The 15,174-nt window shown below is 46.8% G+C and carries 14 protein-coding genes; 11 read left to right on the top strand and 3 right to left on the bottom strand.

The window, feature by feature from the left end; translation table 11 throughout:
- Positions 1 to 73 precede the first annotated feature (73 nt).
- The 11 genes from AC5JPW_RS10310 to AC5JPW_RS10260 all read left to right on the top strand — a co-directional run bounded on the left by AC5JPW_RS10310 (position 74) and on the right by AC5JPW_RS10260 (position 10,980).
- Positions 74 to 1,255, top strand: coding sequence for a tyrosine-type recombinase/integrase (locus AC5JPW_RS10310; protein WP_494240051.1), 1,182 nt, complete (start codon positions 74 to 76; stop codon positions 1,253 to 1,255).
- Position 1,256: 1 nt separating this feature from the next.
- Positions 1,257 to 2,024, top strand: coding sequence for a hypothetical protein (locus AC5JPW_RS10305; RefSeq protein ID WP_494240050.1), 768 nt, complete (start codon positions 1,257 to 1,259; stop codon positions 2,022 to 2,024).
- Positions 2,025 to 2,146: 122 nt separating this feature from the next.
- Entirely contained in the window at positions 2,147 to 2,374 is a 228-nt protein-coding gene (locus AC5JPW_RS10300) for a helix-turn-helix transcriptional regulator (protein ID WP_494241198.1), read from the top strand.
- A gap of 34 nt (positions 2,375 to 2,408) precedes the next feature.
- Positions 2,409 to 3,275: a hypothetical protein gene (locus AC5JPW_RS10295; protein WP_494240048.1), complete on the top strand. Its 867-nt coding sequence runs from the start codon at positions 2,409 to 2,411 to the stop codon at positions 3,273 to 3,275.
- A gap of 15 nt (positions 3,276 to 3,290) precedes the next feature.
- Positions 3,291 to 4,295, top strand: coding sequence for a P2 family phage major capsid protein (locus tag AC5JPW_RS10290; RefSeq protein ID WP_494240047.1), 1,005 nt, complete (start codon positions 3,291 to 3,293; stop codon positions 4,293 to 4,295).
- Between the two features lie 86 nt (positions 4,296 to 4,381).
- Positions 4,382 to 4,960 carry a host cell division inhibitor Icd-like protein gene (locus tag AC5JPW_RS10285; protein ID WP_494240045.1) on the top strand — a complete coding sequence of 193 codons (579 nt, stop codon included), beginning with the start codon at positions 4,382 to 4,384 and terminating at the stop codon, positions 4,958 to 4,960.
- Positions 4,957 to 5,196 carry a hypothetical protein gene (locus tag AC5JPW_RS10280; protein WP_494240044.1) on the top strand — a complete coding sequence of 80 codons (240 nt, stop codon included), beginning with the start codon at positions 4,957 to 4,959 and terminating at the stop codon, positions 5,194 to 5,196. The genes AC5JPW_RS10285 and AC5JPW_RS10280 overlap by 4 nt, the downstream gene beginning before the upstream one ends.
- On the top strand, positions 5,186 to 5,593 hold the full coding sequence (locus tag AC5JPW_RS10275) for a DUF5375 family protein (protein WP_494240042.1): 408 nt from the start codon (positions 5,186 to 5,188) through the stop codon (positions 5,591 to 5,593). Before AC5JPW_RS10280 ends, AC5JPW_RS10275 begins: the two co-directional genes overlap by 11 nt.
- Entirely contained in the window at positions 5,590 to 8,277 is a 2,688-nt protein-coding gene (locus tag AC5JPW_RS10270) for a DUF927 domain-containing protein (RefSeq protein WP_494240040.1), read from the top strand. Before AC5JPW_RS10275 ends, AC5JPW_RS10270 begins: the two co-directional genes overlap by 4 nt.
- 302 nt (positions 8,278 to 8,579) lie before the next feature.
- Positions 8,580 to 8,921: an Ogr/Delta-like zinc finger protein gene (locus AC5JPW_RS10265; protein WP_494240038.1), complete on the top strand. Its 342-nt coding sequence runs from the start codon at positions 8,580 to 8,582 to the stop codon at positions 8,919 to 8,921.
- A 625-nt stretch (positions 8,922 to 9,546) separates the two neighbouring features.
- Positions 9,547 to 10,980: a DUF8370 family protein gene (locus tag AC5JPW_RS10260; protein WP_494240036.1), complete on the top strand. Its 1,434-nt coding sequence runs from the start codon at positions 9,547 to 9,549 to the stop codon at positions 10,978 to 10,980.
- 245 nt (positions 10,981 to 11,225) lie between these two features.
- Here the strand turns inward: AC5JPW_RS10260 and AC5JPW_RS10255 are convergent, their stop codons facing one another.
- From AC5JPW_RS10255 to tssF, 3 genes are read right to left on the bottom strand one after another with little or no spacing between them, the layout of a single operon-like run.
- A complete protein-coding gene (locus AC5JPW_RS10255) occupies positions 11,226 to 12,284 on the bottom strand; it encodes a type VI secretion system protein TssA (RefSeq protein WP_494240034.1) in 1,059 nt (352 codons plus the stop codon).
- 10 nt (positions 12,285 to 12,294) lie between these two features.
- Complete coding sequence (gene tssG / locus AC5JPW_RS10250; protein WP_494240032.1) at positions 12,295 to 13,290, bottom strand: type VI secretion system baseplate subunit TssG; 996 nt, start codon at positions 13,288 to 13,290, stop codon at positions 12,295 to 12,297.
- Positions 13,287 to 15,170, bottom strand: a complete 1,884-nt coding sequence (tssF, locus tag AC5JPW_RS10245) for a type VI secretion system baseplate subunit TssF (RefSeq protein WP_494240030.1) — start codon at positions 15,168 to 15,170, stop codon at positions 13,287 to 13,289. The genes tssG and tssF overlap by 4 nt, the downstream gene beginning before the upstream one ends.
- Positions 15,171 to 15,174: the final 4 nt, after the last annotated feature.

Genomic DNA, 15,174 nt, shown 5'->3' with positions numbered 1-15,174 from the left:
TCTATTGAAATCAACATGCCTTTGGGGGCACAATCAGGGGCATGTTCTGTTCGGTCTAGGAAATGTGCCCCCAATGATGCTGAATGCCCGAAAGGTTGAAGCCGCGAAAGGAAAAGAGAAGAGCTACAAGCTATCTGATGGTGGTGGTCTGTATATCCAAGTTGAACCCAATGGCTCGCGCTACTGGCGTATGAAGTACCGTTTTGGTGGTAAAGAGAAACGCCTGTCCTTTGGTGTCTATCCCACCGTCTCTCTTGCTGATGCCAGACAAAAACGCGAAGAGGCAAAGAAACTACTCGCAGCGGGTGAAGACCCCGGTGAAGTAAAGAAAGCAAAGAAGCTGGCTTTAACCGCTTCCACTGAGATCCTCAACCCGTTCAGAGAGGTTGCGTTAGAGTGGCATAAGATGAAGTCGCCTAAATGGTCAGAGGGCTACGCTTCCGACATTCTTGAGGCATTTGATAAAGATATTTTCCCGCATATTGGCCACCGTCCTATAGCTGGCATTCAGCCTTTGGAGCTACTGGATGTCCTGAGGCTGATAGAAGCAAGAGGGGCGATGGAAAAAGCGAAGAAAGTTCGCCAGCGTTGTGGAGAGGTTTTCCGCTACGCCATCGTAACGGGGCGGGCTATCTATAATCCTGCGCCTGATCTCGCTAGTGCAATGCAAGGGCATGAGGCCGTTCATTATCCTTTCCTTAAAGCCAGCGAACTGCCTGAATTTTTCACGGCACTGAATGCCTACACTGGAAGCCCCATCGTTTTATTGGGGGCACATTTGCTTATTCTGACAGGATTGAGAACTGGAGAACTACGCGCAGCTGAATGGCGTGAAGTGGATTTCGATAACGCTGTATGGGAAATCCCTAAAGAGCGCATGAAAATGCGTCGTGCTCATATTGTTCCGCTGTCAAAACAAGCCTTAGTCCATCTTGAAAGGTTGAAAGAATTGACAGGGAATTATCCGCTGATGTTCCCCGGTCGTAACGATCCCAGTAAGTTCATGAGTGAAGCCAGTATAAATCAGCTTTTTAAGCGCATAGGGTATGGGGGGCGGGTTACCGGCCATGGTTTTAGGCATACCATGAGCACAATTTTGCACGAAAAAGGATTTAACAGTGCATGGATTGAAACTCAACTTGCCCACCTTGATAAAAATTCAATTCGTGGAATTTACAACCATGCACAGTATCTCGAAGGTCGTAGAGAAATGATGCAATGGTATTCTGATTTTCTAAATTCAAGTGAGATTTAGAATGGATAAATTTTTACCTTTGGATGATGTTGCGAAACGAGTTAATTTGCGCTTATCAGATATACTTCGTGATTGCATAAAATATGAAATTTCAATAACAATTAATTTAGATGAGAATGAAGGGTTTACTACTCAGTTATTTGTAGTGAATGAACTGGGTAATGCTATTCAATCATATAATCAGAGCAATAACGAATTTAGTGATTATGTTATGTTCAGTAAATGGTGTGGCGCTACACCAAGTTTTTATTGGAATGAGATGGGTATCTCTGCAAATACTGAATATGAACTGAATGGATTCTGGAGTATAAACTCTCATTATATTGCAAGCTGTTTAAGGAAAAATATCCTTCCCTTACTGAAAATTAATGAATTAATTCCTTTTGGTGATGGTAGTGAATCACTTCCTATAAGATGCCGGTCACTGAAAACCATTTCTTATGCTCCGCAGCTTTACATAGATAAAAACGGTTTTGATAAACTTTTCGATATTTATCTGGATGGGGATTTAGCACCTAAGAAACGAGAGTATAGCTACTCATCACAAAGCCTTGCCCAGAAAGAACGTCATGCATTAAAAAGAGAGTCTGTTCTAATGGCAGCTATTTCTCTTTACAAACAATCACCTGAAATATGCTCTAAAAATGCTACGAAGTGGGGTGAGCTTCTCTGGGAAAGAAGGTCCCAGTTTTGGAAAGATGGCGAAGCGCCTTTATCGGAAGATGAGATTGTTAAGTTATTGAGAAAAGCTCTCAAGTTTAGTCTTTGATTTAACATTTTAATAACAAAAGGGGTGAGTAATAGATTTAAGGTTTATATCTCATTACTCACTCTTAATTTGTTTTCCTGTTCCTACTAGATTACCCATGTTGACGATAAATGATGAACAGTATGGGAGGAATTGTGAATACAAATCCATTCAATCAGTATGTAAGGCCTAATTTAGATGCATTAATTGATATGAAATTCATTACTTCCGATTGTATGTTTACGGATAAATGGATTTATAAATTGATCTCATTGGGACGATTTCCTAAACCAATAAAGTTAGGCAGGATGTCACGCTGGCGTGCTGGAGATTATTATGCATGGAGAGATAGCCACTCTGTGGCTAAATAACTTATTTTTATAATTAACTTTCTGGGGTTAAGTAATGAATTTAGATTTAGATCAAAGTTGTAGTGTTTCTTTTCATTTTCAAAAAGACATCCATGTAAGCAATATCCAAGGGTATGACGTTATCCCTTTCAACGAACTACATTCGGATGCGGCTTGTGTATCTCGTATTATTGAGATTTTCACCCTGAATAAACTTCGTTATGAAGGTGAAAAACTCACTTCTATAACCGGGTTAAATATTCCTGATACGGAAGCAACCGCAGAGGAAATTAACTTGCTGCTCTCCCGTTGCACTAAATTATGTAGCATTGAAGATAAGGAGTTGAGTGTCCGTCAGAGAGCTGTTCATGAAGCGAAACTCGATGTCAATCAGGCCACTGGTGTGAGTCGAAGCATCTCCGAAGTGAAAACACGTAGAGCCGGACGAACAGAACGTGCGGATGCGGAACACAAGTATAAAATGGCGCAGAGTCGCCTTGCTGAACACAGTGAGCGATTATTTCACTTCAAATCCATTGCGGGTTTGTTGGTAGACGAGGCGGCTTACATTGGTAATGGGGTTAATTTACCGTTGCTCCATTCTTTTCATAAAGCAACACGTATTTCAACAGAGTTAATCTGCGCTTTACAGAAAAGTGATGCCGTAAATGCTGTAAGGTTTACTTGCGAAGCCCTTGATGAACTTACAAAAGCCGTTCGAGAGATTACTAAAAAATGTACGCTACCCATGGATCGTTATGAGCTGGCGAATGGCGGTGTTTTAAAGTCGCAGGCATATAAGCATTATTACCATGTTGAGAATGATTTTCTTCGCTCACAGGTGAATGCGGATGAGTACGTTTTATCTGTTCTAGAAAGAAATAAACGTATTGAACAGAAAAAAAGAATCTTCTCAAATTAATTAAAAAGGTGATTTATGTTTGCTTTTAAAGTTGAAAAGCCCGATGCGGCACGTCGCTACCATGAAAAAAAGAAAAAGTCTGTAAATGGTAATTATTATGAGGGGCGTCGTTTTTCCCTTGATGGTAATAAAGAAAATATTCTCCGGGCATCTATACTGGAATCAGGCTGGATGATGGAGCAAATCACACTTCGTGATGTGAATGCAGTTTCCGGCAATGCTATCAATACTGGAGCCAGTGAGCTTCATACTGGCCGGGTTGATGGCGGACGCTTTCGTAAAAAAGTATCGATAAACGGAACGGAATTTTGGCTTTCGGAAACGGATACCAGTGCCACCATCGGTTACGGTGAAATGTCGGATATTTACAACCTTGGTCATGCCAGTAATTTTGATGATGCCATAGATACCTTTTTCAGCCAGGCTTATTCACTGGATATGCTGCGAATTGGTTTCAATGGTTCATCTATTTCAGAAACAACCGATCCGGAAGTAAATAAGAAAGGTGAGGATGTCAATATTGGCTGGCATGCCCTCGCAAAAGATTATATGGAAGGGAAACAGATTGTTTCGGAACCGTTGACGCTGGGTGAAACGGGGCAATGGAAAAATATCGATTTACTGGCGAACCATCTTATTAACAATCTGATTGCTGAACCGTACCGTGAAGATCCACGCCTCGTTGTGTTAATTGGTGCCGAACTGGCCGCGCAACAGCGTCTTCGCTTGTTTAATGCAGCTGACCGTCCGGCGAATGTCAGTGCGGCACAAATGGCCACCAGTTCTATTGCGGGACGCTTTGCTTTTATCCCGCCGTTTATGCCTGGTAAGCGACTAGCCGTGACCACACTCAGTAATTTGCATATTTACACGCAGGCCAATTCTCGGTTATTTCGAGCGGAATTTGATGATGATAACTGCGAATACGTACATTCCTATCTTCGCAATGAAGGGTATGCACTGGGCAATCCGGAACTTTATGCCGCAGTAGATGAGCATTCAATTGAACTTGTTGAGTGAATATAGAAAACAAAAAGACCCGCATTACGCGGGTCTGGTTGGCAATTACGACATATTAATAAGTTAAACTTCATTGGATTTTGAGCATGGCAGCTTTTTTAATTTTATTCAATCGACCAGATTCGGTTATAAATTTCTTGCACCGCAACAATTCGGCAGGCTATAGTCTCGGCGTTGCCGCAAAATCGGCAACCGGGCGTAGGAACCCGTGTAATCTGAAGGCGACACAACACGCGCCTGGCGTGTTTTTTTATGTCGCAGCTCTGACACACCTGTTTTTTATGGTGTGGTGTTTTATGGCGTTTCTCTGCCTCTTACGCCACATTGTCAAAATTATGGTAGTCCGGGCGGGGCAGCTTTCGGGCTGGCCGGTATCCTTCAGAGCCGGTATTCCTACCCCCGTCCGGGCTACCACCCATGAGCGTAGGAACTCCGGTGGTGGCGTTAACCGCTATCTGAAGGAGGTTGCCGCTATGGCTTCGATCCCTGCTTATTTTTACTCTGAATTTACCTTTCTTTTTCTTGCTGTGCGCCGTGCTGACTGCACCTCGCGTCCTTTTCCTGTTCGTATCACTGCATGCAATGAACATGATGCACGGCTGCGTCTTGTCGCTGACTTCATCCTGTGTTTTGCCGGACGTCTGCCAGTGGAGGTGAACGCATGAAACATCTCAATCAACATTGCTTGCCTTGCACCCTGTCCGACGAAGGGGAAAACCGTCTATTGAGAGTCGCGCTGGCCAGTGAGTTTCTGGCAGATGCGTTATCAGATAAAGGCAGTTCCGGCGTAAGTACGGTGTCCACTGAGGGTGTGGCGGCTATGTTTGCCTGTTTTGCTGAACTACTCGATGGCGTTGTGAAAGAAACCAGCACCCTACAGGGAGGCCATCATGACCAGTGAAACAGTAATGACCCCGGCATTTCGCACCGCGCTGTTACGCCGTTATGTGGCTGAAGCATTTATCTCCCTCATGACCCGTGTGAACGGGAAACCTGTTTACATTGAGGATGGCGAAACAGTGCTTCTGACGACTGAAAAAGTTGCGCTGAATATTCTATTCCACATTGAAGCCCCCTGGATGGACGAGTTCGGGATGGAAGATGGCAACAGACTTGCGGCTGAAATGCTTGAAAGAATGCTGGTTCCTGGCTTTATGGGTGAAGCATTACGCCTGTCCGTGGAAGGTGTCACCGAAATGCGGGAAGTCTACCGCGACATTATTTTTGGCGCCCCGGACGGCGAATTGCCCGCTGGTTATGAATTTGTGCTGAGTGACGAAAGGGAGACGAGCCAGTGAGACTGCAAACTGTTAGTGAGGTATCCACTGCTGCCCGTGGTCGCTGGCCATATATCCTTTCAGCGCTCGGTATTACCGTTCCGGCAGGACACAGACACGGAGCCTGCCCGAAATGCGGCGGAACAGACCGTTTTCGCCTGGATGATAAAGAAGGGCGGGGGACCTGGTTCTGTAACCAGTGTGGAAACGGTGACGGGCTGGATCTTATTCGTCTTGTTACGGGCAAAAGTGTACTGGAAGTCTCAGGTCTGGTCGCCGGAACGTTGTCCATGCCGGAGGCTGGCATCAAACCCGCTGCGCCTGCCAGGAATGAAGCGGTGCGGAAAGCGAATGGCAAAGCACGTTTTCACCAGTTAGAGAAAACCTCTGTCCAGGGAGAAACCCCATACCTGACCGGGCGTGGATTGTTTGGCCATGTGTCAGCGCTGCTGGGGCATTCTGTGACGGTAGCCGGAACAGTGTTCCCGGCTGGCTCTCTTTTGCTTGCCCTGGCTGAAACTGACGGGCTAATCACGGGTGGCCAGCTCATCAGCCCGGAAGGTGAAAAAAATCTTCTGCCGGGGAGTCAGCTTACCGGGGCATTTATTGCTCTGACTGAGATGCCTTCAGCGCCTCCTGAGCAGGTCATCATTACAGAAGGTTTTGCCACTGCACTGACGGTATCGCGGCTGTCTTCCAGCTGGGTGGTTGCTGCTGTAGCCGCCACTAATCTGGTCAGAGTGGCAGAGAGAATCCGGCAAAAATGGCCTGATATCCGGATCGTAATAGCGGGTGATAACGACTTACTCGATGGTAAGGAAAATACCGGGCGTATATGGGCTGAGAAAGCGGCGAAAGCAGTGAGTGCATGGGTAACACTACCGCCGACACGGCATAAAGCTGACTGGGATGATTTCCGTCAGGAGGTCGGGCTGGAGCGCGCTCGTGAGGCATTCAGGGAGGAAATGACCCTCCACGGCAAAGGTCTGACCCGACTGCCGGAAGGTTTCCGTCTGACTAAGGAATATCTGTGGTACGACAAACTGGTTAATAAGTCAGACGGCGATACCGAAATCCGTAACATCAAAATTTGCAGCCCAATCCGGGTAACGGCCATCACCAGTGATGCGGATGGTAGTAATTACGGGCGGCTCCTTGAATGGGATGACACAAATGGAAGCAGCCGCAAATGGGCTATGCCGATGGAAATGCTGGGTGGTAGCGGCGAAGAGTTGCGCCGTGTGCTTCTGGTTAACGGCCTTTCATACATCAACGTTAATGGCGCAGCGCGCGCACACCTGATGGAATACATCTCCCTGTGCAAACCAGAAAACAAAGTCACCTGTGTGAATAAAACCGGGTGGCATGGCGGTGTGTATGTCCTCCAGGATGAAGTAATCGGGCGGGATGCGCGGTCAGTCATTCTCCAGACGTCAAGTGTACAGGGAAGAGATTTCCGTGTGAGTGGAACGTCAGAAGACTGGCGGGAGCATATTGCGCGCTATTGTGTGGGCAATGCTCGCCTGGCATTCAGCGTGAGTCTGTCTTTTGCCGCCCCCTTGCTGCAACTGGTGGGTATGGGAGGCGGCGGATATCACCTCAAAGGGGAATCCACGGATGGGAAAACCACGACCATGAAAGTAGCCGCATCAGTCTGTGGCGGAACCGACTTCTGGCATACATGGAGGGCGACGGGAAACGCGCTGGAAGGTACAGCCAGCCGCCGAAATGATGCCACGCTGATGCTGGATGAGATTCGTGAAGTCGACGGGCGAGAAGCCGGGAATATCGCCTACATGCTGGCCAACGGACAGGGGAAAGCCAGGGCACGAACGGATGGTTCTGTCCGTGAAACAAATCGCTGGAATCTGCTTTTCCTGTCTACGGGGGAACTGTCACTGGTGGAGCATGCGGCCAGTGCGGGCGAGCGTACCTATGCCGGGGTTGAAGTGAGGATGATTCAGATCCCCAGTGATTCCGGTAAGTATGGGGTGTTTGAGGATCTACACGGCTTTACGGGCGGAAAAGCCCTGTCTGAACATCTTGAGCAGAGTGTGGCGCAGTTCCATGGTGCACCTTTCCGTGACTGGCTGCGCCACATCACGGCCTCACTGCCGGAGGTGACCAGTCAGGCTAAGGCGATACTGAAAGATTTCACGCGCAGGCTGACGCCTCAGGATGCGGGGAACCAGGTCGGGCGGGCAGTGACCCGTTTTGCCCTGGTGGCGATGGCCGGAGAGCTGGCCACACGTGCAGGCATAACGGGCTGGCCGGAAGGGGAAGCCTTTGCAGCGGCTGAACGTTGTCTGGCGGCATGGATGGCAGACCGCGGGCACTCGGCAAACCAGGAGGACAGGGCGGCGCTGGAGCAGGTGAGGGATTTCTTCACGCGCAACCAGTACAGCCGTTTTGCTGACTGGCATGACGATAAAAACCGCCCGATTGCAATGATGGGGTTCCGCAAGGTGGATAAAGGTTCAGCGAACACGGAAACGGTGACCACCTTCTATGTCTTGCCATCCGGGTGGAAGGAAATCTGCAAAGGGTTTGATGCCCGTAAGGTTGCACGACTTTGTGTTAATGCAGGCTGGCTTGAGGCGGGTAAGGACGGCCGCACCCAGATAAACATGCGCCTGCCAGAAATAGGCCTCAAGCGGGTATATCAGTTCAGCACCAACGTGCTAGGCGATCCGGAAGAAGACTAATTTCGCGTGAGTCTTATTTTTATGAGGTAACACTGGTAACAGAGGTAACAACCAGACGCGGTAAGGTGTTCAGGTGTTACCAGTTAAAAATGATGACTGGTAACACTGGTAACAATCCAGAGTGTGTTACCTCGTGTTACCACTAATAAACAGGCACTGGTAACGGATTTTTCCTTTTTAAAACAATGATGTTGCCAGTGTTACCTCCGTTACCAGTAATGGACATAAAAGCATAAGCAAATCCGGCCGTTGGGGCTTTATCCCTGGCAGGCAAGCTTTTAAAAAACTTAGGAGTCAGCAATATGAGGGTAATGCGCATTATGTGCCCTGAGTGCGGTGAAGTTGCGAAAATCACGAAAACTAACCGTAAACATCCTAAAGTTTCAGACCTTTATTGCGCGTGTAGTTCTGTCGAATGTGGCCATACATTTGTAATGAGTTTGACGTTTTCACATACCCTTAGCCCAAGCGCGAAAACACATGGTCAGTTACTGAAAATCGTTGTTGATGGAACCTTACCTCAGAATCGCCAGAATATGATTGACCTTCTCGTTAATGCGCAGGAAGAGGAAAAAAAAGAACGACAGCAAGCAGCCCTTGAACTATTGAAACCTGTGGTCACTCGGCATAAAAGAAAGGCATAAAAACGTTTTTTTCAGCATTCATGCTATGAATGGTTTACAGTTTTTATTTCAATGCTACTTTATGCAACCTGTTGTTTTTAAATGGGTTGCCATTTTTTTTGTCACTAATAATTCTCTCACCTCTGCTATTAAATTCCACGAAAAATAAAAAATTCTTTATAAATCAATTTGATATTGAGTTTTCGCGTTAACGGTACTGGACCGAAAACTGAAAAAAACTGAAATTTCTTTCAATCTTTTCAGTAGGTATTTTGACGGAAGAAGCCAGCAATGGCGCACTACGGGCGTATGATTTGAAGGAAAAGAAAACTGAAAAAAATGCTAGATATGAAAGTGGCAGGCGGGTGCGGTGTAGTGCGATTTTGGTCATCAAGTGATTTTAAGTGATGATATATTTTTTATTTTTCTTGATATTCACTGGGGGTTTTGATAGATGAGGCAATAGTTTCTCAACCGTTTTTCCACGATACATGCTTGCCATATTTATCTTTACTTGAGATGATGAGTTTGATAGTTCAACATAAAATATCTCAGCTATAGCAGTTCCCCACTTCATTGATTTGTAATTGATTCTCTGTAGCCTTATGGTTTTTTTTGAAAAATCATTCGAATTTTAGGAGTCTTTATGCGCTTTTCGGAATATTTCAAACTCAATCGTTCTCAAGCTTATTTGGATTTTGTTGATATACCACTAGATACCGATATACCAGTGTTTCTAGATCCAGGTGCTATTAAATCCTTAGATTCGAATTGGGGACAAGAGCTGACTTCTCATTTGCAAAGTTTTTTTGAGAAGGTTTTAAAATTAATTAAGAATGGCAAAAATACTGAAGCCCAAAATTTGCTAGCCTCATTGAATGAGAGAAATGAATTTCATTTAGGATACTCGTCCGAAAGATCTCGTGGCCATGGTTTTGGTGCTGGTTCAGCTCATTCGGTTTGGAACGCTCTAACTCAAAGTAAAGCCGTCACTACTGGGTTGTTAAAAGATCTTGAAGATACAGCGCTACTAATATCAGGCATCGGTACTGACATGATTTCTGATGCAGTAAGCAATATCTTAAGGGGGCCTTTAATAAAGTATACTCAGGAAATATGTGAGTATTATGGTGTAAAGTTAACACCTAATATTGATTCCGGTCCAATATGGGATCCACATGAAGGTAAGTGGTATAGTGAATTTGTATCCTTACCAATGACCCGTTATGGGAAAGTTATATTGGTTCCTAAACTATTGGTTAGACATAGGTTATGTTTGCAATATGATGAGTTTTATAACCATTATTTATTGCCGGAAATGCAAGATGAACATTTAAGAAATAACTCTTCCTTGGTTGAAGTTTTGAAAAACGGCGATAGGCGAGTAACTAAAAAAAGTTTAAAAAATAGATATGGAAGTGATAAGCCCTCTGTAATAAATCAAACCTTACAACGACCTGATGTATTTGAAGATTACAAACAACATAAAGAAAAAAATCCATCTGCACCATTATCACATGAAGTTTTCAATAGGTTAGAAGAAATTGAGGACAAAATTGATATCTATCCAACCCTCAAAAAATTAAAATTATTAAAGACTGGGGCAAAACAAGCTGGGGAGTACGAAGATCTCATTGAGGAAATATTTTCTGCAATATTTTATCCTTCATTATCTTATCCGACGAAACAGCACAAAATTCATGATGGTAGAAAGAGGATTGATATTACTTATAATAATGAAGCTAAATATGGTTTCTTTCATTGGCTTTCGCAACATTACACATGTCCTAGAATTTATGTTGAGTGTAAAAACTACACGTCAGAAATTGCTAATCCTGAGTTAGATCAGTTATCTGGTCGGTTCTCAAGGAATAGGGGAAATGTAGGTATTCTTGTATGTAGGAAGATTGAAGATAAAAAAACATTTAGACAACGTTGTCTTGACACCGCAAATGATGGAAGAGGTTTTATCCTGTCAATAGACGATGATGATCTTGAAAAAATGTGTGATGAGTATATGAAAGGTGGAAATCAAAACTTCCATACATTGAGGAAATTGTGGGATTTTTTGATTGATTAAGACGTAATAGAACAGAGTTTCGTATACAGTTATGAAGGGGGTCTTTTTGGGGGCACCCCTTCACTTTATGTTAATTTATATCAATTAAATCAATGCATTACGTCTTGTTTTTGTTCCTCTTATCGGCACCAGTTTTCCTTAATAAAATCCGTATCTTACTCCCCTTGGCATGGCGTAATGCACTTTTACGTAGATCTTATCAACTCAAGACAGTTACGATTTAAGCCAGATAATTTTTATCTATTTTAACACTCAGGCCGATCCCATTTTTCCAGCAACTCAATCGGTATTTCGCTAATCACTTCCGAAAAACGTTTTCCCACCAGTCGCTCAGCCTGGCGTAATAGCGGAATGGTCGGACTGCTGGGTTCAGTTTCCTCAAACCAGCGACGAATGTCCTTCAAACGCTCCAGTGCATCGTTACGATCGCGAATGGCTACCGGTTCAGGGCGGGGTAGGATGGATATGTCGGGGAGTGCGCAGACAGGTGGAACAAGTTCTGTCGTAATGTGATTAATCATAATGGCACTGGTCATGTCTGGTATGGGCGTTGATGCATCTGGCGGCGACTTCTGAGTTGTGGATGTCATTACCATGCCAGGCAGGAGTACTAACAGCTCTTGCAGACGCGAAAAATCCGGCGCCAGATCTTTTAATGTTCCCCGCGCCCACATTTGTAGTCGCTCTGTACTTTCCTGCGCCTGATGAAATGCCGTGAGTGGTAATGCCCCACGAGCTTCAAGGTCGGCCAGTTGTTGACGAACAGATTCAGCAGCAAGTGCATCATTTGGGCGTGGGATAGATACTGAACGTTCAACATCACGCACCTGGAGGCGTAGTGCGGCACTATTTGAAAGCGTGATACTACGAATGTCTGCCATTACGCCTTCATGATCCAAAAGCGCCGACAGTGCATTGCTGCGCGCCAGTAATGCATCCTCTATGGATTCTACGGAATTGTCTTCGCTGGTGAGCAACTGCGGATGAAGCGTGTCAGACCAAATCGCACTCAGTTCCGCAATTTGAGTAAGCATTTCCGCCAGCCCCAGAGCACCAGCCTGCTGGATACGGCTGCGTAACAGCAAGATCAACACGCGAATATCCTTACTTCTCGCCAGCAGGCGGCGTGCATCACGCTCAATTTCTGCCCAGTTCACGGTTTCAGGTGTGCTGACAAAATCACCATACTGCGCCTCTGGCTGGGGCGCGGCACGACTGAACAGGAGCAGGTACTCCGGATCGTACTCCAGATCGGGACCGCAGGGTTGTTCAGTACTTACCGGTTCAGTCAGGATCATTTCCATATCGTTACTCTTAATCTGTCAAGTCGTGTTCAGGTTCAAAAATCATGCCGGTAACCGGATGGTTATGTATGGCTTTACCTGCCCAGGTCGTCCAACCAAGCCGCTGCGTAGCGCCAAGCACTGCTGAGGGAGCGGAAAAGGATTTCATCTGGAGTTCAATTTCCCAGCAAAATTCGAAACCGATAAATGCGCGTACAAGCTCTGTCAAAGCAGGCAAATTTTTGCCACGAGGGAGAAAGCGCAGGTACTCTTCCAGCTCGAGTGGGCCGATGATTAGGCGAAATTTATACTGCATATCCGGTACCGCTTGGCCGATAAGCGCGCCGTTGCCGATAACCGAGGACTGGACTGGCGCACCAATACGTGTGATTTCATCGTCTGCCACTGATATCCATTGCAGAGTGAATTCTTCTATCTCAAAAGGGACGCTGAAATAGTTTGCCAGTGTGGCAGTCAGTCCATCAGGATTACGGGATTCTCGAACCAGGTGGGCTGAGGCGGCAAGGCGAACATGATCCAAAAGCGGGCTTTCGGTACTCTCTTGTAAATCCTGCCCACTGAGGCTGGCGATATAAAATCCAAAACGATCGTGTTCTGGTTTATCCAGCCCACCACCGGCAGACTGCCCACAGCGCCATGCCTGCCAGAACTGTGTCAACCATCGATGGTGAAAAATATTGGAAAAATCAACCAGTGTCGGATCGTGACGGCTCTCGGCGCGATTTAGCGCGAGTTCCGTAAAGTGCAACGGTAAAGGACCGTTTGGCCCCCATAATCCGAGACTATACAAACTCAGGTGTAGACGACCTTCCAGCCATTTGACCTGGGCGATTTCGCGTGGCGCAAAGGTCATCGTTGGTGTCTGCCCCAGGCGAAATTTTTCCATTTGTGGTTGCCAACTACTGCCCGGCGATGCCTCACAGAGCAGTGCATCCACCCGCCTCATTAAGTTCAGAAATCCGTAGCGCCAGGGGGCTTTTTGTACCTGGTCAAGTGCGCTTGTCATACGCTACCCCGTTGTCCGGTTCTTACAGGCCAGGTCACAATGGGCCCGCGTTGGATCGAGATCAGCGTCATTTGCGAAAACGTATTAATGGATACATGCCGGGCAATGTAATGTTCCAGTACCAGCCCGAACAGGTAAGGGCTAATCCCTGAAAACCCTTCTTCATCTACAGTGAGTTCACAGCTGACGCCCCGACCATATACCAGAAGAGTAGAACCCGGCAGGCGACGTGTTACTGGTGTGGTCTTGCAGCCAATCAGACTACTCACCTGGCGTGATTGTGGGCTGTCGTGGAGCGGAATAAACAGCTTCAACAAATCTCGCAGCGCCTGGCCACCGTTACGGTGATCCATATCGGCTAACGGCAGATAGTTGAACGATAGCTGGCGGATCAATCTCCAGGCCATTTCACGTTCGGCCAGTGGCGGTTGCGGTGGGCGTGGCGGCTTGATAAGGCCAACGCTTGCAACCGGGATGGCTGCATCTACGGTCAGATCATCTTGACCATTGCGGGGAAGCAGGCACGGTAGATCGCGGTTAGTCACCATGGCCGTAACACTGATATGACGCAGGTTCTCCGGATAGGGTGCTTCATGCTGATCGACCAGTGACAAAAAAACTTCTGAACCTGTGTAGGACGTACGGGTTCCATAACGGCGTGCGTTTTCCGATGGGCGACGCGGCTCGCGGCGTAATGAAAAATAGCGACCGTGGTTGCCTTCATCATTATTCCGCGTGTGGTACAGAGGGCGAAAATGTATTTTTTGGGTTGTGTCGGCTTCAAGTCCTTCCACTTCCTGGACCGAAAACACTTCGTAATCCAGTGGGCGAGTGCGATCCACCACGAGATGCTGTTCGGTTACGCTGTGAGTGACTTCGACCCGGGTTGTGGTACGCGGAAACAGATTAATCACCGGCGTACAAAAGAGGCTGAACTGCGCCGCATTAGTCTGATGAATAAGCCAGTCCGGCGGCAGACGGTTAAGCAGCACAACGATTTCTGCAATGTTGCGCTTCACTTTTTGCAGCCCAATGGATAATCCGGTTGGGGTGAAGAAGTAAAACCGCTCCGGACAAGCGAAAAATTCGTGCAAAAGATTGTGGCCGTGAAAGACATTCCAGGCGAGCGGCAAAAGCCCCTGACCCGGCCTCAGCCCTTCATGCTCCAACGGATGTTTCAGATTCACATCCAGTTCATCTTCAAAGTGACCGGCTTCTCCTGCCACTGTAGCGACTACGCTGGTGTGCAGGAGTTCAAAAAGATGTGACGCTGTACGCTCTTCACCACAGAGGTAAAAGGGGAGTCTGTCGAGCCCAGATAACTCATTAAATGTCAGTTCCCCAAAGGTTCGCAAGGTAATGCGCAGCGCCCCAGCGACATGGATATTGGGTGGCAGATAGCGGTGGAGGGCGGGCATGTCCGGTGGTGCTGCTGTTAGTCTCACTTCTTCTATGGATATCGGCCACAGTGTGACATCCTGGCTGCTACGGAATTGGCATGCTGTATTTTCGCCTTCCGGTATGTGAGAAAAGAACGCAGTATCGCGAGGAACAGTGAAACCTTTCGCCAGATCGCCTTCCTGTTTATCCGGGAACAGCTTTGCTACCGCCATCGATGGTGTTGGCGTGACGTAGTTAGGGCTGACGACTTCCAGCAGACGCTGTGTGAAGCGGGGAAATTCAGCATCAATTTTTAGCTGGGTGCGGGCCGTCAGAAAGCTGAATGCCTCGATCATACGTTCCACATACGGGTCAGCAATATCGGTGCCCTGCATACCTAGCCTGGCGGCAATTTTGGGATGCTGAATGGCGAACTCAGTGCCAGTCTCGCGCAGGTAGCTTAGTTCACGGTTGTAATATTCCAGAAGCCGTGGATCCATGAAT

The sequence above is a fragment of the Phytobacter sp. genome, from assembly GCF_059074235.1.
Note: the sequence above shows the minus strand (reverse complement) of the source record. Positions and strands in the feature narration are given on the sequence as shown.